Origin of the sequence: Luteococcus peritonei (assembly GCF_039526385.1) — a bacterium.
GTDB classification, from domain to species: domain Bacteria; phylum Actinomycetota; class Actinomycetes; order Propionibacteriales; family Propionibacteriaceae; genus Luteococcus; species Luteococcus peritonei.
This window is the reverse complement of sequence record NZ_BAAAIX010000027.1, coordinates 46,297-70,791: the sequence shown is the minus strand read 5'-3', so window position 1 is coordinate 70,791 and position 24,495 is coordinate 46,297. Positions and strand designations below refer to the sequence as shown.

The following is a 24,495-nucleotide window of genomic DNA, read 5'->3' as shown; positions in this document are numbered from 1 at the left end:
CCCCTTGGACCGGGTGTGGGAAGATCGAACCCGTGACCGCACCCGTAGACCCGACCCCGTCGTCCATGCCGGCCCTGGTGGCCGCGGCCCGAGGCCGGCAGGGCACCCGGCTGCCCGTCTGGTTCATGCGTCAGGCCGGCCGTTCCTTGCCGGAGTACCGCGAGCTGCGCGTCGGCACCCGGATGCTCGACGCCTGCAGCGATCCCGGGATGATCCACGAGATCACCATGCAGCCGGTGCGCCGGCATCGGGTGGACGCGGCCATCTTCTTCTCCGACATCGTGCTGCCGCTCAAGGCCATGGGCGTCGACCTCGACATCGTGGCCGGCACCGGACCGGTGATCGCCCGCCCGGTGCGCACCCGCGCCGACCTGGACCAGCTCGGCGAACTGGACCCCTCACAGGTGGGCTTCGTCACCGAGGCGATCACCAGCCTGGTGGGCGAGCTGGGTGCCACGCCGCTGATCGGCTTCGCCGGCGCACCCTTCACCCTGGCCAGCTACATGGTCGAGGGCGGCCCCAGCAAGGACCACGCGCTCACCAAGTCCATGATGGCCGGCGATCCCGAGCTGTGGGACGAGCTGTGCCGCCGGCTGGCGCAGGTCTCGCGCACCTTCCTGCAGGTCCAGGTCGACGCCGGGGCCCAGGCGGTGCAGCTCTTCGACTCCTGGGCCGGCGCGCTGGCGGAAGAGGACTACCGGGCCCGCGTGCTGCCGCACAGCCAGGCGGTGCTGGGTGGCCTGGAGCGCGAGGTGCCACGGATCCACTTCGGCGTCGGCACCGCCGAGCTGCTGCCCGCGATGGCCGAGGCCGGCACCGAGGTGGTGGGCGTCGACTGGCGCACCCCGCTGGACGTCGCAAGCCGTCGCATCGGGCCCGGGCACGCCGTGCAGGGCAACCTGGACCCGGCCCTGCTGCTGGCGCCCTGGGAGGTGCTGGCGGAGCGCCTGCGCGAGGTGATCCGTCGCGGCGCCGTCGCCCCGGGCCACATCGTCAACCTGGGCCATGGCGTGCCCCCCAGCACCGACCCCGACGTGCTGACCCGCATCGTCGAGCTGGTCCACACCGAGGGCCCGGCACTGCGCGCCGAGGCCGGACACACCGACTGACACCCATCCCGATCCGAGGAGAGAAGAGCATGACAGCAAGCCCCCAGAGCGACCCGCAGGCCGGCATCGACGCCGAGGTCATCAACTCCGACATCAACTACACGATGTACTCGGTCTTCGCGCGCACCAGCGCGGTCTCCGAGACCGCCGCCGCCGACGCGCTGGCCGCCATCGAGCAGGCCACCGAGGGCAAGGGCCTGGTGATCCGGGGCTGGTACGACGTGGCCGGTTTCCGTGCCGACGCCGACCTGATGGTCTGGTGGCACGCCCCGAGCTCCGAGACCCTGCAGGACGCCTACCTCGCGCTGCGCGCCACCGAGCTGGGGGAGAGCCTGGTGCCGGTCTGGTCCCAGGTGGGCCTGCACCGCGCCGCCGAGTTCAACCGCGCCCACATCCCGGCCTTCCTGGCCGGCGAGAAGGCACTGGGCAACATCTGCGTGTACCCCTTCGTTCGCTCCACCGAGTGGTACCTGCTGCCCGACGAGGAGCGCAAGCAGATGCTGCGCGAGCACGGCATGATGGCCGCCCCCTACCCGGACGTGCGGGCCAACACGGTGGCCTCCTTCGCCCTGGGTGACTACGAGTGGCTGCTGAGCTTCGAGTGCGACGAGCTGCACCGCATCCTGGACCTGATGCGCGACCTGCGGGCCGCCGCCGCGCGTCGCCACATGCGCGAGGAGCAGCCCTTCTTCACCGGCCGTCGCCGCGAGCTGTCCGAGATCGTCGCCTCCTGGGGCACCGCCTCCCAGGCCGGCTGCGGCTGCTGCTGACAGCTGTCGGCACCACCCCGGCCACCACGAGCGCCGACGTCATCACGACGTCGGCGCTCGTGCCTATACTGGCCCTTGCTACGTGCTCCGGGGTCGGTGAAAATCCGAGCCGGCGGTGACAGTCCGCGACCCAGATCGAGGCAGCTCGAGATGGTTGATCCGGTGGAATTCCGGGACCGACGGTGAAAGTCCGGATGGGAGGAAGCACGGCGCCTGGCGACGCCCCACGAGTGCGTCCCGGGCCGCCTGCCGACATGCCGTCACCCCGCTCGCGCAGCGCAGCGGAAAGGAATCATGGCACCGGTGACCCAGCCCACCAGCAGGGCGATCTCCACACGCGCGATCATCGCGCCGCTGCTGCTCGCCCTGGTGCTGCTCGCCGCCTGGCAGCTCCTGGTCCAGCTCACCGACTGGCCCGGCTATGTGCTGCCCTCGCCGGGCACCGTGCTGCGACGCCTGGTCAGTGACCTGGCCGGGCCCACGCTGTGGCAGCACCTGGGCCTGACACTGCTGGAGGCGCTGGGAGGCTGCCTGGTCGGCTGTCTGGTGGGCCTGCCGCTCGCGGTGGCCATCCACGAGTCCCGCTGGTTCTCGGCCGCCGTCAACCCCTTCCTGGGCGCCACCCAGGCCGTCCCGGCCATCGCCCTGGCGCCGTTGCTGGTGCTCTGGGTGGGTTATGGGCTGGTGCCGGTCATGCTGCTGTGCGCCGTGATGGTCTTCTTCCCGATCCTGGTCTCCACGCTGGTGGGTCTGCGCCACGTCGACCCCGAGGTGGTCGACGCCTCTCGTGTCGACGGGGCGGGACGCTGGGCCCAGCTGTGCTTCATCGAGGGGCCGCTGGCGCTGCCCAACAGCCTCGCCGGGCTGCGCAATGGCTTCACACTGAGCATCACCGGCGCGGTGGTGGGGGAGATGGTGATGGGCGGCAAGGGCCTGGGCCAGGTGCTGACCGTGCAGCGCGAGGCCATCGACACCGCCGGCATGTTCTCCACCATCATCGTGCTCTGCGCCGTCGCCTCCCTGCTCTACTCCCTGATTCGTCTGGTCGAGCGGCGTTCCCGCGTGGTCAACGCCCAGCGACGCGAGTCCTGATCCCCACGAAAGGTTGACCCCCATGACCCAGCTCTCCCGCCGTGGCCTGGTCGCCGGCGCCCTCGGTGCGCTGGCCCTGTCCGGATGCAATGGCACCGCCGTGCGCCAGGCCGAGCAGTCCGCCAGCCCCAAGGTCTCCACCCCGGGCGCGGGTCTGCCGGCCTGCACCATCGGCCTGACCTACATCCCCAACATCCAGTTCGCGCCCTTCTACTGGGCGCAGGAGAAGGGCCTGTTCACCCGGCGCGGTGCCCGGGTCACGCTACGCCACCACGGCGCCGACGAGGGACTGTTCACCGCGCTCACCTCCGGCCAGGAGGACTTCGTGATCGCCGGCGGCGACGAGGTGGTCCAGGCCAATGCCGAGGGGATGGACCTGGTCACGGTGGCCGGCTACTACCAGCGCTACCCGATCGTGATGATCGTGCGCGAGGACTCCCCGATCACCTCGCTGGCGCAGCTCAAGGGCCGCACTGTCGGCATCCCGGGGGAGTACGGCGAGAGCTGGTTCGGCCTGCAGGTGGCGCTGCGCACCGCCGGCCTGGCGCGCACCGACCTGACCATCCAGTCCATCGGCTACACCCAGCAGGCGGCCCTGGCCACCCGCAAGGTGGACGCCATCGTCGGCTTCAGCAACAACGACGTGGTGCAGTTCGCGACCAACGGTGTGGCGGTCCGCCAGATCCCGCTCGCCGACGAGATCCCACTGGTGAGCTCCTCCATCGTCACCACCCGGGCCACCCTGGAGTCGCAGCCTGAGCTCGTGGAGCAGGTCTGCCGCGGCATCGTCGAGTCCGTGCAGGGGGTGGTCGCGGACCCGCAGGCGGCGATCACCACCAGCATCGCCCACATCCCGGGCCTGGACGCCGCCACCGCCCAGAAGAATGCGCTGACCACCCTGAAGGCGACGATCCCGCTGTGGAAGGGCGAGCAGGAGGTGCCCGAGCTGAAGCTGTCGGCCGACCGATTCGTCGAGATGGCCGACTTCATGCACCAGGCGGGGCTGATCAGCAGGAAGGTGGACGGCTCGAGGGCCGTCGACGCCTCGGTGCTGGCGTGAGCCCCTCCGGGCCGGCCGCACCGGCCCGGGGGGAGCGTGCTCAGGCTGCTCAGGTCTGGTCCGCGGGCTCCAGGGTCAGGCAGACCGAGTTGATGCAGTAGCGCAGATCGGTGGGGGTGTCATAGCCCTCGCCCTCGAAGACATGGCCCAGGTGCGACTCGCAGGCGGCGCAGCGCACCTCGATGCGGGGACGGCCCGGGATCGAGTCATCACGGACATAGCTGACCCGCTCCTCGGCCAGCGGCGCGAAGAAGCTGGGCCAGCCGCAGTGCGAGGAGAACTTCTGGTTGCTGCGGAAGAGCTCGGTGCCGCAGGCGCGGCAGCGGTAGACGCCCTCGGTGGTGGTGTCGGTGTACTCGCCGGTGAAGGGGCGCTCGGTGGCGGCCTGGCGCAGCACGGCGTACTCCAGGTCGTCGAGCTGGGCCCGCCACTCCGCCTCGCTCTTGACCACCTTGCCCACCGGGGCGAGGCCGGTGGTGGGGTCGATGCTGGGATCGCTGGTCATCATGTCCTCCAAGGTCGGGGTCTTTCAGCCTACCCTTGGCCCCATGCCGAAGACTGCCACGATGCTCAGCGTCGCAGACCGCGAGGTCCGCCTGTCCAGCCCTGACAAGGTCTACTTCCCCGAGCTGGGCCTCACCAAGCTCGACCTGGCGCACTACGTGATGGCCGTGGGCGAGGGCCTGCTGGCCGGCCTCTACCGTCGCCCCACCACCATGGAACGCTGGCCCGGCGGTGTCTTCGAGGGCGCCGTGATGGCCACCCGGGCCGACGGCCGTGGGGACGCCTTCTACCAGAAGAAGGCCCCCAAGGGGATGCCGGAGGGCGTCGAGGTGGCCACCGTCACCTATCCCTCGGGCCGCACCGCCGAACAGGTGACCCCGACCCATGTGGCGGACCTGGTCTGGATGCTGAACCTGGGCACCCTGCGCTTCCATCCCTGGCCGGTGACCGCACCGGACACCGAGCACGTGGACCAGCTCCGCATCGACCTGGACCCCCAGCCCGGCACCGGCTTCGCCGAGGTGGCGCGCGCCGCCCTCGAGCTGCGCGAGGTGCTGCAGGAGGCCGGACTCGAGCCGTGGGTCAAGACCAGCGGGGGCCGGGGCCTGCACGTCTTCAGCCGGGTGGAGCCGTGCGACTTCATCGACGCCCGCCACGCCGCCATCGCGGTGGGTCGTGAGCTGGCCCGACGGATGCCGGAGCAGGTGACGGTGAACTGGTGGAAGGAGGAGCGCGGCGAGCGCATCTTCGTGGACTTCAACCAGATGGCGCGCGACCGGCTGATGGCCTCGCCCTACTCGATCCGGCCGGTGCCCACCGCCCAGGTCTCGGCCCCGCTGCGCTGGGAGGAGGTGGAGGGCGTCGACCCCTCCTGGTTCACGGTGCAGACCATGCCGGAGCGCTTCGCCGAGCATGGCGACCTGTGGGCGGGCCTGTACACGGCCACGCCGCGCAGCCTGGCCACGGCCCTGTCCTGGTACGGGCGCGATGCGGAGGCCGGCGAGGGCGAGATGCCCTATCCGCCCGAGTACCCGAAGATGCCCGGTGAGCCGCCGCGGGTGCAGCCCAGCCGGGCCCGCCACCACGACGAGCCTGACGCCACCAGCTGAAATGGCGCCCGTCCGCTGACATCGAGGGTGGCCGTGGGCCATGATGTCTGGATGGCAAAGAAGTCATCGAAGAAGAAGTCGGACAAGTCCAAGGATTCCGGCGCGTCCAAGAAGTCGAAGCAGGGCGTGGTGGGCACCGACACCAGCCTGCGCGATCTGCTGCGGGTCCCCGCCGGCGCGGTCGACGTCGCCGCCCTGGACCCCTCGGCCACCCCGGGCTTCCCGGGCAAGGGGAAGCAGGACGCACCGGCCCAGGCCGAGCTGATCGAGCCGCGGCTGTCCGACCTGCAGGAGCGCCTCTACGCCGCCGGACGGGAGGACTCCAAGGCACCGCGCGTGCTGGTGATCCTGCAGGGCATGGACACCTCCGGCAAGGGTGGCGTGATCCGCCATGCCATCGGCATGGTGGACCCGCAGGGCATCCACCTGAAGGCCTTCAAGTCGCCCACCGCCGCCGAGCTGCGCCACGACTTCCTGTGGCGGATCCGCAAGGAGGTGCCGCAGGCCGGCATGATCGGCATCTTCGACCGCTCCCAGTACGAGGACGTGCTGATCGGGCGCGTCAACCAGCTGGTGCCGATCAAGGAGTGGAAGGCCCGCTACCAGCAGATCAACGACTTCGAGGCCGAACTCGTCTCCGGTGGCACCCGGGTCATCAAGTGCTTCCTGAACATCTCCGCCGACGAGCAGAAGGCCCGGCTGCTGGAGCGGCTGGACAACCCGGAGAAGTACTGGAAGTACAACCCGGGCGACGTGGACTCGCGCCAGAAGTGGGATGCCTACATGGAGGCCTACGGCGACCTGCTGGAGCGCTGCAATCCCGACTCCGCGCCTTGGTACCACATCCCGTCGGATCGCAAGTGGTACCGCAACTGGGCGGTGGCGCAGATCCTGCTGGAGACCCTGGAGCAGATGGACCTGGCCTGGCCCGAGGCCGACTTCGACGTGGCCGCCGAGCGTCGCCGCGTCGAGGACAGCTGACCGCCGGCATGACGAGAGGGCCGCACCCGGTGGGTGCGGCCCTCTCCTGCGTCCGGGATCAGAGCGAGATGGCGTCGAGCGGGATCTCGGCCGGCTCCTGGGGCTCCTGGGCCGTGGTGGCGGCATCCAGCAACTCCATCGCCGCATAGGCGTAACGGGCCATCACCAGGTCCAGGATGAACTCGTGGCCGCCCATCGGCGCGGAGACCGCCTCGGCGCCGGCCGCGATCGCCGCCTCGCGCTGGGTGCTGAAGCCCTCGTCACCGGCGATGAAGAAGCTGCCCACCGCGATGTGACGGCGACCCTGCGCTCGCAGCGAGGCCATGGCCTGCACCACACCGGGGCCGGCGCCGTCGGTGACGGCCACCAGCACCGGGAGGCGGTGGTGGGAGGCCCATTGGCGGGCGCGACGCGCCACCAGGGCGTTGCCGCGGGTGTCGCCGCTGGTGGAGGTGGACAGCACCAACGCGTCGACCTCGGTGGCGTGGCTCTGGCGCAGCGCCTCGCGGAGCCGGACGTCGAGCACGTTCAGCAGGTCCGTGGCCGGGCCGAGCGGCCGCGACATGGTGAAGGCGATCTCGGGATGCGCGATGCGGACGCGCTGCAGCAACTCGTGGGCCTGCTCGTCGGCCTCGACCGCGTGGGTCAGGTCGAGCGGCACGAAGACCATCTCCCGCACGCCGCGGCTGGCCAGGGCCTGCACCACGGCCGGGCCCGAGGGGGGACAGCGGTCGATGAAGGCGAGGTTGACGTTGAGCTCGGGACGGGCCTGCTGCATCTGCACGCGGAGCTGGTGCAGGGCAGCATTCTGGTGGGGCTCGGTGGAGCCGTGGGCCAACAAGATCAACGCCGGGGCAGTCATCTGAGTGCCTTTCCGCTGGGGGACTGGAAGGCGGCTCCGTTGCCGTTGCTCGAACTCTTTCCCGCAAAAGTCCTTGCCTGCAAGCGAAATTCCACATAGTGAGATTACGTATCATCATGCGGTCAGATTCCGGGATGGCCGAGACAGGCGATCCCATGAGAGATTTTACGGTTTTCGACTAAATGGGGCGTCAGTGGCCCAGATCGAGCCACGCTTCGTGGGCGGGATGCGGCAGCGCCGAAGATTTCACAGCTTTCAACTTTCTTCCACACCGGCGCGCACCGGCCCGTTCGTCACGGCGGGGCACAGTCTGACCTGCGGACCTGACATCGCGATGAACATCCACCGTGCGAGACGGCCCACCACCACGCGGGCTGCGGGCGCACCGGCCGGAACGACGAAGGACCCCGGCCGCCTGGCCGGGGTCCTTCGCAAGGGTGGGCGATACTGGGTTCGAACCAGTGACCTCTTCGGTGTGAACGAAGCGCGCTACCACTGCGCCAATCGCCCTTGCGAAGAGAAACACTAGGGCACATCGTCGCAGCCCTGCAAATCGGGGCGGACCCATCGGGCCGGGCTCACAGTGACAACGCACCTGCCCCATCTGCACGGGACCGACTCCTGGCACCAGGGGCCCGTCGCCCCCCGCGGAGGCGGCCACACCCCGCATCACGGCACGACGTGCACGATCGCCCCTGGTGCAGCAGGGGCGATGAGGCGCCATCAGCCGCGATCGCGGACCCGGCGGATGGGGAGTGAGCCGAGCGCCACCTGACTGCAGGTGATGAGGGACCACCACCAGGACGCGAGCACAGGATGACCCCAGCTCAGGACAGGGCGCGGTGCACGTCCCCAGGAGCGCAGTACCGGCCCGTCACCCGGTGCGGTCGCGAACACCACCACAGGCGGCAGTCAGCGCCGCAGGGGTCCCGTCGACGCCCTCCCGGAACTTTTTCTGGCGAACGAAGCACCTTGTCAGATGAACTTTGAACGAGTCATCGAGGGACTGGAAGTGACAGTGGTGTGACTTCGATTTGCAAAGTCCGCGAAGGCTTGGTTAATGTTCTCTACGCACCGCAACGCGGCAGCCGGAAACGGAAGCCCTGAACTGGTGCAGTGCGGACGTGGCTCAGTTGGTAGAGCATCACCTTGCCAAGGTGAGGGTCGCGGGTTCGAATCCCGTCGTCCGCTCGGAGAGGCTCTCGCCCCATCCAGATCGGTGAGGTCTTCACCTGGTGGAGTGGCCGAGAGGCGAGGCAACGGACTGCAAATCCGTGTACACGGGTTCAAATCCCGTCTCCACCTCGGGCGATTGGCGCAGCGGTAGCGCGCTTCCCTGACACGGAAGAGGTCACTGGTTCAAACCCAGTATCGCCCACCAGCACCTGAAAGCCCCGGAGCCCATGGCCCGGGGCTTTCTGCTGTCCTCGCCACCCCTCGTCCGCCCCTCCCGCTGGTTCGGGCTGAAGATCGGTGCAAACTTGCCGTCCCCGCCGACGGGCTCGGCAAGAGTTGGTCCGCGAGGGACATAAGCTCTAGTCATGGCCCTTTCCCGTGCACATCGACCGATCGTGGTCTTCGTGGACCTGGGGACCATGCTCAGCTTCGAGCAGCTCGCCTCGGTGCTGCGCAGCCGCGGCGTCGAGGTGGCCCACCTGACCGTCGCGAGCAATCCGCTGGCGCGCCTGGCCTCGCGCGCCCTGTTCCACTCCACCAGCTTCTTCGCCACGCAGGAGGAACTGCTGGCCGCCCTGCGCCGGCTCGACGTGAGCCGCGTGGTGGACATCCAGTGCCCTGAATTCCTGCTGGACGACGTGGTCCACGCCGCCCGCGAGGCCGGGGTCCCTCGCGCCGTGCTGACAGAACTGGAACTGCGCTTCGCCTGGCGTGACAAGTTCGCCGTCGCCCGCTCGCTGCAGCAGGCCGGCCTGGCCGCGCCCCGGGTGCGCGACCTGGAGGACTGCCGGCGCGAGGACTTGCTGACCGACTTCGGCCTGCCCCTGGTGATCAAGGACCGCGTCGGTTCCGGCGGGGAAGGCGTGCGGATCGTGCGCCGGGCCGAGGAGCTGGGAGAGGCCGTGGAGGCGCTGGGAGGCGAGAAGGCGCACCTCTATGCGGAGGAATTCCTGCCCGGCGCGACCATGTGCTACGCCACGGCGATCGTGCACGGCCGCCCGGTCCAGGGCGTGGTGTACCACACGCTCCAGGGACGAGAGGCGGAAGGACCGTCGTCGCTGATCGAGGTGGTGCGCGACAACCAGGTGCTGGCGATCGGGCAGCGGGTGGCCGAGCTGGTGGGCGGCTCAGGCCTGCTCAACCTTGACCTGGTGCGCGACGAGCACGGCGATCCCCGTGTGGTGGACGTCAACCTGCGCAGCTGGCACTCGGTGGTGGCCCTGGGGCAGCTGGGCTTCGACTACCCGCAGGCCTACCTGCAGGGGCTCGACCTCGGACGCGCCGAGCACGGCGTGGTGACCTCCATCGGCCTGGTGCACGTCTTCCCCGACCACGAGGAGACGGGGGAGGGCTGCAGCGAGGGCCTGCGCCGTTTTCTCGACGGGTTGTGGCGCCACCGCCGGATCCTGCCGGTGCGCTACCTGGCCCTGCAGGTGCTGCTCTTCGCCCGGCGCAGCACCGGTCGCGGCTGAGCCGCCACCGCCTGCGATCGGTGCCGTGTCCGTCACCGGCACGGAAGTCGGGCAGAATGGGAGCCGACCGCGGGGCCCAGCAAGGGCCCCGTCAGCGCGTCCCCTGTCTGGGCGTGCACCCGATGAAAGGAATACCCGTGAGCCTCACCATCACCGTCGTGCGAGCAGACGAGCGAGCCGAACAGGTGGTGGAGGAGACCACCACCGGCCTGGACCTGTTCGGCGAGGACCGCAGCGTCGTCGCGATGCACATCAACGGTGAGACCCGCGACCTGCAGGCAGAGCTGCACGACGGCGACGTCGTCGAGCCGGTCGCGATGGCCAGCGACGAGGGGCTGTCGATCCTGCGCCACTCCGCGGCCCACGTCGCCGCCCAGGCGGTGCAGAACCTGTTCACCGAGGCCAAGCTGGGTATCGGCCCGCCCATCACCGACGGTTTCTACTACGACTTCCAGACCGAGCCGCTGACCCCCGAGGACCTCAAGGCCGTCGAGAAGCAGATGCAGCGCATCATCAAGGAGCGCCAGCGCTTCGTGCGCCGCGTGGTCACCGAGCAGGAGGCCCTGGCCGAGGAGGCCACGGAGCCCTTCAAGCTGGAGCTGATCAGCGACAAGGGCGGCTCGAATGCCGAGGACGGCTCCTCGGTGGAGGTGGGCGGCGCCGAGCTGACCATCTACGACAACGTGCGTCGCGACGGCAGCGTGGCCTGGAAGGACCTGTGCCGCGGCCCGCACGTGCCGCACACCGGCTACATCAACGCCTTCGCCATCACCAAGAGCTCGGCCGCCTACTGGCGCGGGGACCAGTCCAAGGCCCACCTGCAGCGCGTCTACGGCACCGCCTGGGCCACCCGCGAGGACCTCAAGGCCCACCAGCTGCGCCTCGAGGAGGCCGCCAAGCGAGACCACCGCAAGCTCGGTGCCGAGCTGGACCTGTACTCCTTCCCTGAGACCCTGGGCACCGGCCTGCCGGTCTTCCACCCCAAGGGCGGCGTCATCAAGCGGGAGATGGAGGACTACGTCCGCAAGGCGCACATCGACCACGGCTTCCTGTACGTGGGCACCCCCCACATCAGCAAGGAGGACCTCTTCTACACCTCCGGCCACCTGCCCTACTACGCCGACGGCATGTTCCCCGCCATCGACGACGAGGGCACCCTGTACCGGCTGAAGGCCATGAACTGCCCGATGCACAACGAGATCTTCCGCAGCCGCGGGCGCTCCTACCGCGAGCTGCCGCTGCGCTTCTTCGAGTTCGGCACGGTCTACCGCAACGAGAAGTCGGGCGTGCTGCAGGGCCTGACCCGGGTGCGTTCCATCACCCAGGACGACTCGCACTCCTATGTCACCCCGGAGCAGGCGCCCGGCGAGATCAAGCACCTGCTGGACTTCGTGCTCAAGCTGCTGCGCGACTTCGGCCTGGACGACTTCTACCTGGAGCTGTCCACCCGCGACGAGGACGGCAAGAAGAAGGACAAGTTCATCGGCTCCGACGAGCAGTGGGCCACCGCCACCGAGATCCTGCGCATCTGCGCGGAGGAGTCCGGCCTGGAGTGCGTGCCCGATCCGGGCGGCGCCGCCTTCTACGGCCCCAAGATCTCGATCCAGGCCAAGGACGCCATCGGCCGCACCTGGCAGATGTCGACCATCCAGTACGACTTCAACCAGCCCGAGCGCTTCGGCCTGCAGTACACCGCACCGGACGGCAGCCACCAGCAGCCGGTGATGATCCATTCGGCCAAGTTCGGCTCGATCGAGCGCTTCCTGGGGGTGCTGGTGGAGCACTATGCCGGCGCCTTCCCGGCCTGGCTCAGCCCGGTGCAGGTGCTCGGCATCCCGGTGGCCGGCGAGTTCAACGACTACCTCGACGAGGTGCTGGGCCGGCTGCGCGCCGCAGACGTCCGCGTGGAGATGGACGACTCCGACGACCGCTTCCCGAAGAAGATCCGCAATGCCACCAAGCAGAAGGTGCCCTTCATGCTGATCGCCGGCGGGGAGGACCGCGACGCCGGAGCCGTCTCCTTCCGCTTCCGCGACGGCTCACAGCTCAACGGCGTGACCGTCGAGCGGGCCGTGCAGATGGTGACCGACTGGGTGGCCTCGCGCAGCAACCAGAACCCCACCGCCGAGAACTTCGGGGCCTGAGCCGTGACCGGCCCCCAGGAGCGCACTCCGCAGCAGGAGCAGGAGCAGGAGCTGCTGGAGCAGGCCCGCCTCGAGTTCTCCGACTCGATGGCGGGCGTGCCGGACAGCTTCCAAAGGTTGTGGACCCCGCACCGGATGGCCTACATCCAGGGCGAGTCCAAGCCGGCCGACGACAGCGACGCCGAGTGCCCCTTCTGTCGCGCCCCCGGCAAGGACGACGCCGAGGGCCTGGTGGTGCACCGCGGTGAGACCTGCTTCGTCGTGATGAACCTGTTCCCCTACTCGCCGGGGCACCTGCTGGTCTGCCCCTACCGCCACATCAGCTGGTACACCGACGCGAACCAGGCGGAGGTGGCCGAGATGGCCGCGCTGACCCGCACGGCCATGCACGTGCTGATGGAGCAGTCCCACCCGGCCGGCTTCAACCTCGGGATGAACCAGGGCGAGGTGGCCGGGGCCGGGATCGCCGCCCACCTGCACCAGCACGTGGTGCCGCGCTGGCGCGGGGATGCGAACTTCCTGCCGATCATCGCCCAGACCAAAGCGGTCCCCGAGCTGCTCGACGACGCCCGCGCGCGGCTGGCCGCCGCCTGGCCCCAGGAGGACTGATGGTCGAACGCTTCCGCAAGCTCTACGCGGACCTGATGACGCCGGGGGCACGGCTGGCGATCGCGCTGCGGATGACGCCGGACATGGTCACCTGGTTCGGGACCCTGTTGGTGATCGTGGCCGCCCTGGTCATGGTGCCGCGTGGCTGGCTGTGGCAGGCCGCGCTGGTGATCACCTTCTGCGTGCTCACCGATGGCGTCGACGGCCAGATGGCTCGGATGACCGGCCAGGGCTCCAGCTACGGTGCCTTCCTGGACTCGACGCTGGACCGGGTGGCCGACGGCGCGATCTTCGGTGCCGTGGCCCTCTACTACGCAGGCCTGGGCAACTCGGTGCTCTGGGCCGGGGTGGCCATCGGCGCCCTGGTGATGGGCCAGGTCACCAGCTATGCCAAGGCCCGCGGCCTGGCCCTGGGCTTCAAGGTCTGGGGTGGCCTGGCCGCGCGTGGCGACCGGTTGCTGGCCCTGCTGGTGGGCATGCTGCTGGCCGGGCTGGGGCTGCACTGGGCGCTGCCGGTGGCCCTGGTCTACCTGCTGTGCGCCAGCAGCTTCACGGTGCTGCAGCGCATGGGGCAGGTGAAGCAGCAGGCCGTCGAGGCCGAGGCGGCCGGGATCACCGTGGTGGACCCGCAGGCCACCGTCGCGGCGGAGCACCAGAAGAAGCCGTGAGCCGCTACTACCGCGCATTGCGCGTGGCCGAGCGGGTCCCGCCCGCGCTGTGGCGTCCTGGCCTGCGGGCCGCCTCCTGGCTGGTGGCGATCCGCCCGCCCCGGCCGGTGCGGCAGTGGCAGCTCAATGCGGCCACCGCCACCGGCCGCGAGCCCGGCCGGGCCCTGACCGCTCGCGCCGTCGCCTCCTGGGGCCGCAACCTGTTCGAGTCGGTGCAGCTGGGCCGGTGGAGCCCCCAGCAGGTGGAGCGCTCCGTGCTCATCGACCAGGCCGGCCGGGAGCGGCTCTTCGGGGCGCACCGCGACGGGGGAGTGGTGGTGGCGCTGCCGCACATGGGCTCCTGGGACCTGGCCGGCGCCTGGGCCTGCCAGAACGGCCTGATGGTCTCCACCGTCGCCGAGCAGCTGGGCGAGCAGGAGTTCGCCTTCTTCGTGCGGGTCCGCGAGGAGCTCGGCATGAGGGTCTACGGCCACCGCGAGCCCATGGTGCTGGCCCGGCTGGAAGGCGACCAGCGCGAGGGACGGATGGTCTGCCTGCTCGCGGACCGGATGTTCGCCCGGCGCGGCACACCGGTGGCCTGGCCGGTGGCCGGCGGCGAGCAGCAGGTACGGATGCCGGGCGGGCCGGCCCACTTGGCGCTGGCCACCGGCTCCACGCTGCTGGGGATCGCCTGCCACTACGAGGGCAGCCGGATGCGCCTGGTGGTCTCCGAACCGATCGTCGCCCAGGATGACGACCCGGTCACCACGATGAACCAGCAGCTGGCCTGCTTCTTCGCGCGCCAGGTCCGGACCCACGTCGAGGACTGGCACATGCTGCAGCCCTTCTTCTCCAACGTGGTGGCCCGGTGAGCCTGCGCGTCGGCCTGGTCTGCCCCTACTCCTTCAGCCGTCCCGGCGGGGTGCAGAACCATGTCATCGGGTTGGCCGGCTGGCTGCGAGGCCAGGGTCACAGCGTCTCGATCCTGGCCCCGGGCGAGCCGCCGCGCGGCCTGCTGGAGGAGGCCGGTGTGCGGGTCGAGGACTTCCGCAGTGCCGGGGCGGCCGTGCCGGTGGCCTACAACGGTTCCGTGGCCCGGATCACCTTCGGGCTGGCGTCGGCGCTACGGGTGCGCGAGTGGCTCGACGAAGGCTACCTGGACCTCGTGCACCTGCACGAGCCGATGACGCCGTCGGTCTCCCTGCTGGCCCTGGGCCAGACCCACCTGCCGGTGGTGGCCACCTTCCACACCGCCACGCCGCAGTCGCGCAGCATGGAGCTGGCCTACCAGTTGATGCCGCAGGCCGCCTCCCGGATCGACCGTTCGATCGCGGTCTCCGGGGTCGCCGCCGAGGTGGCACAGCGTTATGCCGGTCTGGATGCGCAGGTGATCGGCAACGGGATCAGCCTGGCCGACCACCCGTACCCGCCCTGCCGCGGTCGCTGGCGGGCCGGCGAGCATCCGCGTCTCACCTTCATCGGCCGCTACGACGAGCCCCGCAAGGGCCTGCAGGTGCTGCTCGAGGCGCTGCCGGCCGTGCGCGAGTACCACCCGGACCTCGAGCTCGACGTGGTGGGCCATGGTCGGCCCCGCACCGATCCAGGGGTGCGCTACCGCGGCAACCTGACCGACCGGCAGCGCAATGAGCTGCTGGCCGCCAGCGATGCCTACGTCGCGCCCCAGACCGGCCGGGAGAGCTTCGGCATCGTGCTGCTCGAGGCGTTGGCCTCCGGGGCACCGGTGGTGGCCTCCGACCTGCCTGCCTTCCGGGAGGTGGCCAGCGACGAGCACGGCCCGCTGGGCGAGCTCTTCACCGTGGGGGAGCCCCGCGCGCTGTCCGCAGCGCTGCTGCGGAGCCTGGCGCAGCCGCGCGACGCCCAGCGGGAGCGGGGCCGGCGTCGGGCCGCCGCCTTCGACTGGTCCGCGCTGGGGCCACGCATCATCGAGACCTACGCCGCGGCGGTGCGCGAGGCTCCGTAGCGCAGCTCACGGGACCTGGCCCAGGGCGTCGAGTCCCTGCTGGAGAACCAGGTCCGCCGGGCTCGACGGGCGATCAGCCGCTCCGCCCTGGCCCGCACCCGCCAGCCGGGCGGGGGCGCGCCGCAGGTGGCCCGTCGCCGGTGATCGCCTAGGCTGGCGGTGTGAGCAGCCAGCAGCAGAGCAGTGCCGCGGACCCGGTCCGCGAGGGCCCGCTGCCCAGCGACGTGGCACCCGTGGAGGGCCCCGGCTACGACACCGACCGCGTGCTCACCATCCCGAACCTGCTCAGCTTCGCCCGGCTGCTGGGCGTCCCGCTGTTCGTCTGGCTGATCCTGGGCCCGCATGCCGACGTCTGGGCGGTCCTGCTGCTGATGGCGGCCGGCGCCTCCGACTGGCTCGACGGCACCCTGGCCCGGCGCTGGCACCAGACCTCGCGGGTGGGCCAGATGCTCGATCCGGTGGCCGACCGGCTCTACATCGCCTCCACCCTGGTGGCCCTCGCGCTGCGCGAGATCATCCCGTGGTGGCTGGTGGCCCTCCTGGTGGCGCGCGACGTGCTGATGGTCTGCCTGGTGCCGCTGCTGCGCACCCGCGGCTGGACCAGCCTGCCGGTGCACCTGATCGGCAAGGCCGCCACCTTCTGCCTGCTCTACGCCTTCCCGATGGTGCTGCTGGGCGCCGGGCAGGGCTGGTTCGCCCACCTGTGCAAGATCCTGGGCTGGGCCTTCGCCATCTGGGGCACCTCGCTCTACTGGTGGGCCGGCCTGCTCTACGTGCGCCAGACCTTCCACCTGGTGCAGAGCCCGCGCGCCGTGACAGGGCAGGGAGACGGTCGCTGATGGCCCATCCGGCCCCGGAGCGTCCCGCGCGTCGGCTCGACGCGAGCATGGACCTGCTGCGCACCCTGCAGCAGGAGGCGGTGGACCCCGACTACCCGCTCGTGGCGGCCCGGCAGCCTCGCCGCAACCCCTGGGTGCTGCTGCTCGGCCTGGCACTGGCCGCCTGCCTGCTGACCATGGCCGCGGTGCAGACCCGGCGCGGCGCCACCGACGCGGCCGGCGAGCGCGACCAGCTGATCGCTCGGGTGCAGGCCGCCGAGCAGCAGGCCGATGCGCAGCAGCAGCAGGTGGCGCGGCTCACCGGCGAGGTGCAGCGGCTGCAGGCCGACAGCCTGCCGCAGGCCAGCGCGCAGCAGCAGAACCTGGCCGCCCAGACCGGCCTGCAGGCGGTCACCGGGCCGGGCATCGTGGTGGTCGTGGACGACGCCTCGGACATCACCTCCGGCGGCCAGGCCACCACCGTCACCGACCAGGACCTGCGCCAGCTGGTCAACGGGCTGTGGGCGGCCGGCGCGGAGGCCGTCGCGGTGAACGGGCACCGGATCACGGCGCGCACCGCGATCCGTTCCGCCGGTTCGGCGATCACCGTGGACTATCGTTCACTCACCCACCCCTACCGGGTGGAGGCGATCGGGGACCCGCGCAGCCTGGCCTCCGACTTCGCCGCCTCCAGCGGGGGGCAGTGGTGGTCCTTCCTCAAGGACAACTACCGCCTCGGCTTCGAGGTGACCACCAGCAAGCAGCTGACGCTCGAGGCCGACCCCGGCCTGGACGTCACCCATGCCAGGGCGGGCCAGTGAACCGCACCAAGACCATGAGGGGAGTCAGGCATTGATCGCGATCCTGGGACTGCTGGCGGGCGTGGCGCTCGGCATCTGGCTCGAGCCCTCCCTGCCCGCCGCTCTGCAGCCCTACCTGCCGATCGCCATCGTGGCGGCGCTCGACGCCCTGTTCGGGGCCTTCCGGGCCTACCTGGACGGCAACTTCACCGACAAGGTCTTCGTGGTCAGCTTCGTCTCGAACGTGCTGATCGCCGGCCTGATCGTCTGGGTGGGCGACCTGATCGGGGTGGGCTCCCAGCTGTCCACCGCCGTCATCGTGGTGCTGGGCATCCGCATCTTCACCAATGCCGCCGCCATCCGTCGGGCCCTGATCCATGCCTGAGCCGCAGCACGCCGGGCCCGGCCGTCACCAGCGGTTGCGGTCCGAGTACCCGGCCTGGGACCGGTTGCTGGGCGACTTCTTCCGGCCCAGCCTGGGCCAGTTCCTGATGGCGCTGGTCCTCTTCCTGGTGGGTGCGGCGGTCACCGTGCAGGTGCGGGCCAAGGATGCCGACGACGCCTACGCCTCCATGCGGCGTGCCGACCTGGTGCAGCTGCTGGACCAGCTGAACTCCGAGCAGAGCCGGCTGCAGTCCGAGGTGGCCCGCCTGCAGGGCACCCGCCAGCAGCTGGCCTCCGGTGCCGACGCCCGTCGGGTGGCCGCGGCCGAGCAGAAGAAGCGGATGGATACCCTGGGCATCCTGGCCGGCACCCTGCCGGCCACCGGCCCCGGGGTGCGGATCACCATCGTGGACGCCCAGGGCAAGGTGGGTCCCGAGATCCTGCTCGACGCGGTGGAGGAGATGCGCGACGCCGGGGCGGAGGCCATCGAGGTCAACGACCAGGTGCGGGTGGTGGCCACCACGTGGTTCGGCCGCGAGGGCGACCAGCTGGTGGTGGACGGGGTGAAGCTCGCCACGCCGATCACCCTCGACGTGATCGGCGACAGCCATGCGCTCGACGAGGGGGCGCGCTTCCGCGGCGGCCTGGTCAGCCAGGTGCAGGCCGAGCAGGTGGGCGGTCGGGTGATGATCTCCCGGCTCGACGAGGTGCGGATCGACGCGCTGCACGCGCCCGTCACGCCGCAGTGGGCCAAGCCCGCCTGAGACCACCGCCAGCACTGTGAAAAACCCCTCTGACTAGCCCGGGAAAATGACCTCGGGGCCATGTCGCGGCGCCGCTCGGGGGCGTTAGGCTAAGCTCGCCAAGCCCGGCGGCCCGGCGGCCGCCCCGTTGAAGGAGCCAGGAGCAGATGTCGCGTTTCCCCGAGGACCTGAAGTACAGCGAAGAGCACGAGTGGGTGCGTTCCGGCAACGGCGCCACGGTGCGCGTCGGCATCACCGACTACGCCGCCGAGGCGCTGGGTGACATCGTCTACGTCTCGCTGCCCACCGTGGGCGAGGAGGTCGCCAAGGGCGATGCCTGTGGCGAGCTGGAGAGCACCAAGAGCGTCTCCGACGTGTACACGCCCGTGGGCGGCGTGATCACCGCGGTGAACGAGAACCTGGGCGACGCCCCCGAGACCGTCAACAGCGACCCCTACGGCGACGGCTGGCTGTTCGAGATCGAACTCGGCAGCGAGGACGACACCGAGGACCTGATGGACTCCGACGGCTACGCGGAACACGTCGGCGACTGAAATCCGGGGAGCACTCCCCGCCACCTGACACAATGGGGGCTCCGAGGACTCCCCGCGTCGGGCGGACCGTTCGCAGCCCGCCCGGCGCACGCACCCCCCGAGGTCCACGAAGCGCCACGGCCCCATGGGCCCGGCAGAAGGAGAGCAGAACCATGGTCACGTGCCCCAGGTGCGGACAGCAGGTAGCCCAGGCCAATTTCTGCTCCCACTGCGGCGAGCGCCTCGTGCAGCAGCCCAGCTCGGGCGACACCACCCGCATCATCCCGGTGGTCACCGAGGAGACCAGCTCGATGGAGCTGAGCGGCGAGGACCTTGCGGCGGTGAACGCGCTGCCCACCGAGCACGCGCTGCTGATCGTCGAGCGCGGCCCCGGTGCCGGCAACCGCTTCCTGCTGGACAAGGACGTGGTGAGCGCCGGCCGCCATCCCGACTCCGACATCTTCCTCGACGACATCACCGTCTCGCGCCACCACCTGAACTTCACCCATGACCGCTCCGGCTGGACCGTGGTGGACCAGAACAGCCTCAACGGCACCTATGTCAACCGCACCCTGGTGGACGGCCAGGCGCAGCTGCGCCCCGGTGACGAGGTGCAGATCGGCAAGTTCCGGATGATCTTCTTCGTGAGCGAGCCTGGTCTGCGCTGATGGCCTCACCGCTGCGATCGATCGGCCAGGTGCTGGCCATCCTGAAGGTCGAGTTCCCCGACGTCTCCATCTCCAAGATCCGCTTCCTGGAGAGCGAGGGACTGCTCGCACCCGAGCGCGCCCCCTCCGGCTATCGCCGCTATGCCCAGACCGACATCGACCGGTTGCGCTACATCCTGCGCGTGCAGAAGGACCACTACCTGCCGCTCAAGGTGATCCGCGAGCACCTGGACATGATGGATCGCGGGGAGCAGCCGCCCAGCCTGGAGGCGCCGGCCCCGACGCCCACCACGCCGGTGGCCGACCCGGTCCTCCCGGCGGCGGCCACCGCCGCGGCCGGGCAGCCTGCCGCCGCTGGCCGTCCTGGTCAGGGTCGCAAGCCGATCCGGCTCTCACGCCGTGAACTGCTGGCTGCCTCCGGGATCAGCGAGGCGGTGCTGATCGAGCTGGAACGCAACCAACTGGTGGCACCGCGTCGCACCTCCAACTTCTACGGCCGCGAAGCGCTCACCGTGTGCGTCGTGGCCCGCAAGCTGCAGCTCTACGGCATGGACTCGCGCCACCTGCGCGCCATCAAGCAGTCCGCCGAGCGCGAGGCCGGCCTGGTGGAACAGGCGGTGCAGCCCTTCCTGCGCCGCAACCCGGGCCAGGCCACCGAGGCCGCCCGCGAGGTGGCACAGCTGGTGGTGCACGCCCACGCGGCGATGATGCACCAGATGATCGACCGCTGACCGGCTTGCCGGCAGCGCTAGTGTTGCCGCATGCGGGAACTCGACGTGCTCGGTATCCGGGTGGAAATGCCCTCCAATGAACCCATCCTGCTGCTGCAGGAGGCCGGCGGCAGCCGTGTGCTGCCGATCTGGGTGGGCGCCAACGAGGCCTCGGCCATCGCGCATGCCCTGGAGGGGATCGTCCCGCCCCGGCCGATGACCCATGACCTGTTGGCGCAGGTGCTGAGCCGGCTGGGCCACCACCAGGTGCAGGCACGGATCACGTCGATGAGCGATGGCATCTATGCCGCGGAGCTGGAGGTCGACGGCGAGGTGATCGAGGCCCGTCCCAGCGACGTGGTCGCCCTGGCGGTACGCAGCGGCATCACGCTGAGCGCCCCCGAGGACCTGCTGGCTCAAGTTGGGGTTGAGATCGAGGAGCCGGACCAGGACGAGGTGGAGCGCTTCCGCGAATTCCTGGACAACATCAACCCGGACGACTTCGACGGTTCATAAGGCCAAGTCAGCGCCCACTCTCAACCACTCCTTCACCGTTTCGGGGAGCGTCACGCCTAGTCAGCGGACAGTTGTCCGGCTTGCTGAAGGACCCTCGGGCGGCGGCGTGTTCATTGCACTGCGAGCCCGGGCGCGATTACCGTCGTGACCACAGACGTGAAACTACAGCGCTGTTGGCCACCGGTCGGGGGCAGGCGGCAGTGTGAAAGGGCCCAGAGTGAACACCTCCAAGGCAATCGAGCAGGTCATCGGCACCGCCGCGCAGGACACCCTCTTCGAGGGTGACTTCTCGCCGCTGCCCGAGGACCTGGGCTTCCGGGGGCCGGTGGCCTGCAAGGCTGCCGGGATCACCTACCGCCAGCTCGACTACTGGGCCCGCACCGAGCTGGTGACCCCGGAGATCCGCGGTGCGGAGGGCTCCGGCACCCAGCGGCTGTACTCCTTCCGCGACATCCTGCTGCTCAAGGTGATCAAGCGGCTGATCGACGCCGGCATCTCGCTGCAGCAGATCCGCGTCGCGGTGGACCACCTGCGCCAGCGCGGCGTGCAGGACCTGACCCAGGTCACCCTGATGAGCGACGGCGTCAGCGTCTACGAGTGCACCAGTGACATGGAGGTCGTCGACCTGCTGCGCGGTGGGCAGGGCATGTTCGCCATCGCGCTGGGCGGCGTCTGGCGCGACATCGAGGGCACGCTGACCGAGCTGCCCACCGAGCGCGCCGCAGATCCTGAGCAGGAGCTCACCGAGGGCGACGAAAGTTCTCGCCGCCGCCCGGTGCTCCGCGCAATCTGAGCCCGATCCGGCCGGGGGTCACCGTCGCATCGGCGGTGACCAGGCGCTAGTGTGACGGCCATGGTCACGCAGCCTTCGGCACACACCTTCAGCAACCGCCACATCGGCCCCAGCGCCTCGGAGACCAGCCAGATGCTGGCCAGCCTGGGCCTGTCCCGGCTCGAGGACCTGGCCGAGGCACTTCCCGCGGCGATCCGCGTCGACGAGCCCCTCGACCTGCCCCCGGCCGTCACCGAGGCCCAGGTGCTGGACGACCTGCGCGGCCTGGCGGCCATGAACCGCCCGCACCGCGCCATGATCGGCATGGGCTACCACGGCACGCTGACGCCTCCGGTGGTGCGACGCAATGTGCTGGAGGACCCGGCCTGGTACACGGCCTACACGCCCTACCAGCCCGAGATCAGCCAGGGCCGGCTGGAGGCCCTGCTGAACTTCCAGACCATGGTCAGCGACCTCACCGGTCTGCCCACCGCGGGCGCCTCGCTGCTCGACGAGGGCACCGCCGTGGCCGAGGCCGTCGGGGTGGCCCGCCGCACCAGCAAGAAGGGCGACGTGGTGCTGCTCGACGCCGACCTGCTGCCGCAGTCGGCCGCCGTGGTGCGCACCCGCGCGCTGGCGATGGGCTACCAGGTCATCGAGGCCGACGACCTGGTGGCCGCACTGCAGCAGCACGAGGCCTTCGTCGTCGTGGTGCAGCTGCCCGGCACCAGCGGCCGGATCCGCCCGGTCACCGAGCTGCGTGCCATCGCCGACAAGGCGCACGAGAACAATGTCACCGTGGTGGCCGCCTGCGACCTGCTGGCCCTCACCCGGCTGGCCGCCCCGGCCGGCTGGGACGCCGACATCGCGGTGGGCTCCACCCAGCGCTTCGGCGTGCCCCTGTTCTACGGCGGCCCGCACGCCGGCTACATCAGCGTCCGGGAGGGCCTGGAGCGTTCCATGCCGGGCCGTCTGGTGGGTGTCTCGGTGGACGCCGACGGCACGCCCGCCTACCGCCTTGCGCTGCAGACGCGCGAGCAGCACATCCGTCGGGAGAAGGCCACCAGCAACATCTGCACCGCGCAGGTGCTGCTGGCCGTCACCGCCTCGATGTATGCCGTCTACCACGGACCCGAAGGGCTGCGGGGGATCGCCGACGCGATCCACGCGAACACCCGCCGGCTGGCCGCGGCCCTGGATGGCGCCGGCTGCCAGCTGGCCACGAGGGACTTCTTCGACACCCTCACCGTCACGGTGCCGGGCCGGGCTGCCGAGCTGGTGGCTGCCGCCCGAGATCGGGGCGTCCACCTGCGGCTGGTGGACGACGACCGGGTGGGCATCAGCGTGGGGGAGGACACCGAGCAGGCGGACCTGGAGGCGGTGGCCGAGGTCTTCGGCGCCGAGCTGGGCGAGGACTCGCTCGGTGGCCTGGCCGACCACGGCCGCGAGGCCGACTACCTGCTGCACCCGGTCTTCAACAGCTACCACTCCGAGACCCTGATGCTGCGCTACCTGCGCGCCCTGTCGGACCGCGACTTCGCCCTGGACCGCGGCATGATCCCGCTGGGCTCGTGCACCATGAAGCTGAACGCCACCGCCGAGATGGAACCGATCAGCTACCCGGGCTTCGCCGACCTGCACCCCTTCGCGCCCGCCCAGGACGCCGAGGGCTATGCCGAGCTGGTGCGACGGCTGTGCCGCTGGCTCGAGGAGATCACCGGCTATGACCGGGTGAGCCTGCAGCCCAATTCCGGCGCCAACGGCGAGTTCGCCGGCCTGATGGCGATCCGCGGCTACCACCTCGCCCATGGCGACGACCAGCGCACCGTCTGCCTGATCCCCAGCTCCGCCCACGGCACCAATGCCGCCTCCGCGGCGATGGCCGGCATGAAGGTGGTCGTGGTCAAGGCGCTGGCCGACGGCTCGATCGACATGGACGACCTGCGGGCCCAGGTGGAGCGCCACCGCGACCAGCTGGCCGCCATCATGGTCACCTACCCCTCGACCCACGGCGTCTACGAGGACTCGATCACCGAGCTGTGCCGCCTGGTGCACGAGGCCGGCGGCCAGGTCTACGTCGACGGCGCGAACATGAACGCCCTGGCCGGTCTGGCCCGGCCGGGCCGCTTCGGCGCCGACGTGAGCCACCTGAACCTGCACAAGACCTTCGCCATCCCGCACGGCGGTGGCGGACCGGGCGTGGGTCCGGTGGCGGTGCGCGAACACCTGGCGCCCTACCTGCCCAACCACCCGCTGGTGGCCGAGGCCGGTCCCGAGACCTCCTACGGGCCGGTGGCCGCGGCCCCCTACGGCTCCGCCGGCGTGCTGCCGATCAGCTATGCCTACATCGCCATGATGGGCGCCGACGGCCTGCGGCAGGCCACCCTGACCGCCATCCTGAACGCCAACTACGTCGGCAAGCGGCTGGAGGGTGCCTTCCCGGTGCTCTACGCCGGGGCCGACGGTCGGGTGGCCCACGAGTGCATCCTGGACCTGCGCCCGATCACCAAGACCAGCCATGTCAGCGTCGACGACGTCGCCAAGCGCCTGATCGACTACGGCTTCCACGCCCCGACGATGAGCTTCCCGGTGGCCGGCACCCTGATGGTGGAACCCACCGAGAGCGAGAGCCGCTACGAGCTGGACCGCTTCTGTGAGGCGATGATCGCCATTCGTGCCGAGATTGACAAGGTGGAGCGAGGGGAGTGGGACAGCAGCGACAATCCGCTGACCAATGCCCCGCACACCCTGGCCCGGGTGACGGCCGACGAATGGAACCATCCCTACAGCCGCACCGAGGCCGGCTTCCCCGCGGGACGCCACCTGGGGCCGCTCGCCGGCACCGGGCAGGACAAGTACTGGCCGGCCGTGGCGCGCATCGACGGCGTGCAGGGTGATCGCAACCTTGTCTGCTCCTGCCCGCCGCCGGAGGCCTACCAGGACTGAGCAGCCACTGAGAGCGGCGAGGCCGGCTCGTGGCCGACCAGCCCGCGAGCCGCCGTCGTCGTGCCTCACGGGCCGCTACCCTCTGATGG

Annotated in this window: 24 protein-coding genes, 4 tRNA genes and 1 riboswitch; of the genes, 25 read left to right on the top strand and 3 right to left on the bottom strand. The window is 70.4% G+C overall.

All coding sequences use genetic code 11. From position 1 onward, the window contains the following. The first annotated feature begins 65 nt into the window (after nucleotides 1-65). The 4 genes from hemE (at nucleotide 66) to ABD073_RS11355 (ending at nucleotide 4,031) form a co-directional block, all read left to right on the top strand. On the top strand, nucleotides 66-1,109 hold the full coding sequence (gene hemE, locus ABD073_RS11370; protein WP_343874816.1) for a uroporphyrinogen decarboxylase: 1,044 nt from the start codon (nucleotides 66-68) through the stop codon (nucleotides 1,107-1,109). 29 nt (nucleotides 1,110-1,138) lie between these two features. After that, nucleotides 1,139-1,879 carry a hydrogen peroxide-dependent heme synthase gene (gene hemQ / locus ABD073_RS11365; protein WP_343874720.1) on the top strand — a complete coding sequence of 247 codons (741 nt, stop codon included), beginning with the start codon at nucleotides 1,139-1,141 and terminating at the stop codon, nucleotides 1,877-1,879. Nucleotides 1,880-1,958: 79 nt separating this feature from the next. Beyond that, nucleotides 1,959-2,090, top strand: a riboswitch (FMN riboswitch). Between the two features lie 83 nt (nucleotides 2,091-2,173). Further along, nucleotides 2,174-2,971 (top strand): ABC transporter permease, encoded by a 798-nt coding sequence (locus tag ABD073_RS11360; protein WP_343874717.1) that lies wholly within the window; start codon nucleotides 2,174-2,176, stop codon nucleotides 2,969-2,971. Between the two features lie 22 nt (nucleotides 2,972-2,993). Beyond that, nucleotides 2,994-4,031 carry an ABC transporter substrate-binding protein gene (locus ABD073_RS11355; RefSeq protein ID WP_343874715.1) on the top strand — a complete coding sequence of 346 codons (1,038 nt, stop codon included), beginning with the start codon at nucleotides 2,994-2,996 and terminating at the stop codon, nucleotides 4,029-4,031. 49 nt (nucleotides 4,032-4,080) lie between these two features. Here the strand turns inward: ABD073_RS11355 and msrB are convergent, their stop codons facing one another. Further along, nucleotides 4,081-4,536, bottom strand: coding sequence for a peptide-methionine (R)-S-oxide reductase MsrB (gene msrB, locus ABD073_RS11350; protein WP_343874713.1), 456 nt, complete (start codon nucleotides 4,534-4,536; stop codon nucleotides 4,081-4,083). 43 nt (nucleotides 4,537-4,579) lie between these two features. On the opposite strand from msrB, the gene ABD073_RS11345 reads away from it, so the two are divergent. Both ABD073_RS11345 and ABD073_RS11340 read left to right on the top strand, forming a co-directional pair. Continuing rightward, the gene (locus tag ABD073_RS11345) at nucleotides 4,580-5,644 is read left to right on the top strand and encodes a DNA polymerase domain-containing protein (protein ID WP_343874710.1); all 1,065 of its coding nucleotides are present in this window, start codon (nucleotides 4,580-4,582) and stop codon (nucleotides 5,642-5,644) included. Between the two features lie 126 nt (nucleotides 5,645-5,770). Continuing rightward, nucleotides 5,771-6,625, top strand: coding sequence for a PPK2 family polyphosphate kinase (locus tag ABD073_RS11340; RefSeq protein WP_386778151.1), 855 nt, complete (start codon nucleotides 5,771-5,773; stop codon nucleotides 6,623-6,625). A gap of 58 nt (nucleotides 6,626-6,683) precedes the next feature. On the opposite strand, the gene ABD073_RS11335 is transcribed toward ABD073_RS11340, so the two are convergent. Both ABD073_RS11335 and ABD073_RS11330 read right to left on the bottom strand, forming a co-directional pair. Then, complete coding sequence (locus tag ABD073_RS11335; RefSeq protein ID WP_343874705.1) at nucleotides 6,684-7,487, bottom strand: sirohydrochlorin chelatase; 804 nt, start codon at nucleotides 7,485-7,487, stop codon at nucleotides 6,684-6,686. Nucleotides 7,488-7,925: 438 nt separating this feature from the next. Continuing rightward, nucleotides 7,926-7,997 (bottom strand) — tRNA-Val (locus ABD073_RS11330). Nucleotides 7,998-8,605: 608 nt separating this feature from the next. Here ABD073_RS11330 and ABD073_RS11325 point away from each other — a divergent pair. The 19 genes from ABD073_RS11325 to gcvP all read left to right on the top strand — a co-directional run bounded on the left by ABD073_RS11325 (nucleotide 8,606) and on the right by gcvP (nucleotide 24,406). Next, a tRNA-Gly gene (locus ABD073_RS11325) sits at nucleotides 8,606-8,678 on the top strand. 43 nt (nucleotides 8,679-8,721) lie between these two features. After that, nucleotides 8,722-8,792: transfer RNA gene (locus ABD073_RS11320), tRNA-Cys, on the top strand. Between the two features lies 1 nt (nucleotide 8,793). After that, nucleotides 8,794-8,868: transfer RNA gene (locus tag ABD073_RS11315), tRNA-Val, on the top strand. A 160-nt stretch (nucleotides 8,869-9,028) separates the two neighbouring features. Beyond that, nucleotides 9,029-10,135 (top strand): ATP-grasp domain-containing protein, encoded by a 1,107-nt coding sequence (locus ABD073_RS11310; protein WP_343874703.1) that lies wholly within the window; start codon nucleotides 9,029-9,031, stop codon nucleotides 10,133-10,135. Between the two features lie 122 nt (nucleotides 10,136-10,257). After that, nucleotides 10,258-12,279 (top strand): threonine--tRNA ligase, encoded by a 2,022-nt coding sequence (gene thrS / locus ABD073_RS11305; RefSeq protein ID WP_343874701.1) that lies wholly within the window; start codon nucleotides 10,258-10,260, stop codon nucleotides 12,277-12,279. Nucleotides 12,280-12,330: 51 nt separating this feature from the next. Beyond that, nucleotides 12,331-12,888 (top strand): HIT family protein, encoded by a 558-nt coding sequence (locus ABD073_RS11300; RefSeq protein ID WP_343874814.1) that lies wholly within the window; start codon nucleotides 12,331-12,333, stop codon nucleotides 12,886-12,888. Continuing rightward, nucleotides 12,888-13,556 (top strand): phosphatidylinositol phosphate synthase, encoded by a 669-nt coding sequence (pgsA, locus tag ABD073_RS11295; protein ID WP_343874699.1) that lies wholly within the window; start codon nucleotides 12,888-12,890, stop codon nucleotides 13,554-13,556. The genes ABD073_RS11300 and pgsA overlap by 1 nt, the downstream gene beginning before the upstream one ends. After that, nucleotides 13,553-14,407: an LpxL/LpxP family acyltransferase gene (locus ABD073_RS11290; RefSeq protein ID WP_343874697.1), complete on the top strand. Its 855-nt coding sequence runs from the start codon at nucleotides 13,553-13,555 to the stop codon at nucleotides 14,405-14,407. The genes pgsA and ABD073_RS11290 overlap by 4 nt, the downstream gene beginning before the upstream one ends. Further along, nucleotides 14,404-15,516 carry a glycosyltransferase family 4 protein gene (locus ABD073_RS11285; RefSeq protein ID WP_343874694.1) on the top strand — a complete coding sequence of 371 codons (1,113 nt, stop codon included), beginning with the start codon at nucleotides 14,404-14,406 and terminating at the stop codon, nucleotides 15,514-15,516. The genes ABD073_RS11290 and ABD073_RS11285 overlap by 4 nt, the downstream gene beginning before the upstream one ends. A gap of 212 nt (nucleotides 15,517-15,728) precedes the next feature. After that, nucleotides 15,729-16,355: a cardiolipin synthase ClsA gene (clsA, locus tag ABD073_RS11280; RefSeq protein WP_343874813.1), complete on the top strand. Its 627-nt coding sequence runs from the start codon at nucleotides 15,729-15,731 to the stop codon at nucleotides 16,353-16,355. Further along, nucleotides 16,355-17,155 carry a DUF881 domain-containing protein gene (locus ABD073_RS11275; RefSeq protein ID WP_343874692.1) on the top strand — a complete coding sequence of 267 codons (801 nt, stop codon included), beginning with the start codon at nucleotides 16,355-16,357 and terminating at the stop codon, nucleotides 17,153-17,155. The genes clsA and ABD073_RS11275 overlap by 1 nt, the downstream gene beginning before the upstream one ends. Before the next feature lie 31 nt (nucleotides 17,156-17,186). Continuing rightward, a complete protein-coding gene (locus tag ABD073_RS11270; protein WP_343874690.1) occupies nucleotides 17,187-17,519 on the top strand; it encodes a small basic family protein in 333 nt (110 codons plus the stop codon). Beyond that, on the top strand, nucleotides 17,512-18,282 hold the full coding sequence (locus tag ABD073_RS11265) for a DUF881 domain-containing protein (RefSeq protein ID WP_343874688.1): 771 nt from the start codon (nucleotides 17,512-17,514) through the stop codon (nucleotides 18,280-18,282). Before ABD073_RS11270 ends, ABD073_RS11265 begins: the two co-directional genes overlap by 8 nt. A 146-nt stretch (nucleotides 18,283-18,428) precedes the next feature. Beyond that, nucleotides 18,429-18,815, top strand: coding sequence for a glycine cleavage system protein GcvH (gene gcvH, locus ABD073_RS11260; RefSeq protein WP_343874686.1), 387 nt, complete (start codon nucleotides 18,429-18,431; stop codon nucleotides 18,813-18,815). A 152-nt stretch (nucleotides 18,816-18,967) separates the two neighbouring features. After that, on the top strand, nucleotides 18,968-19,462 hold the full coding sequence (locus tag ABD073_RS11255; RefSeq protein ID WP_343874683.1) for an FHA domain-containing protein: 495 nt from the start codon (nucleotides 18,968-18,970) through the stop codon (nucleotides 19,460-19,462). After that, entirely contained in the window at nucleotides 19,462-20,193 is a 732-nt protein-coding gene (gene ftsR / locus ABD073_RS11250) for a transcriptional regulator FtsR (RefSeq protein WP_343874681.1), read from the top strand. The genes ABD073_RS11255 and ftsR overlap by 1 nt, the downstream gene beginning before the upstream one ends. A 30-nt stretch (nucleotides 20,194-20,223) precedes the next feature. Then, nucleotides 20,224-20,688 (top strand): bifunctional nuclease family protein, encoded by a 465-nt coding sequence (locus ABD073_RS11245; RefSeq protein ID WP_343874680.1) that lies wholly within the window; start codon nucleotides 20,224-20,226, stop codon nucleotides 20,686-20,688. Nucleotides 20,689-20,890: 202 nt separating this feature from the next. Next, nucleotides 20,891-21,481, top strand: a complete 591-nt coding sequence (locus ABD073_RS11240; protein WP_386751679.1) for a MerR family transcriptional regulator — start codon at nucleotides 20,891-20,893, stop codon at nucleotides 21,479-21,481. A 60-nt stretch (nucleotides 21,482-21,541) separates the two neighbouring features. Next, a complete protein-coding gene (gene gcvP, locus ABD073_RS11235; RefSeq protein WP_343874679.1) occupies nucleotides 21,542-24,406 on the top strand; it encodes an aminomethyl-transferring glycine dehydrogenase in 2,865 nt (954 codons plus the stop codon). The last annotated feature ends 89 nt before the right edge of the window (nucleotides 24,407-24,495 follow it).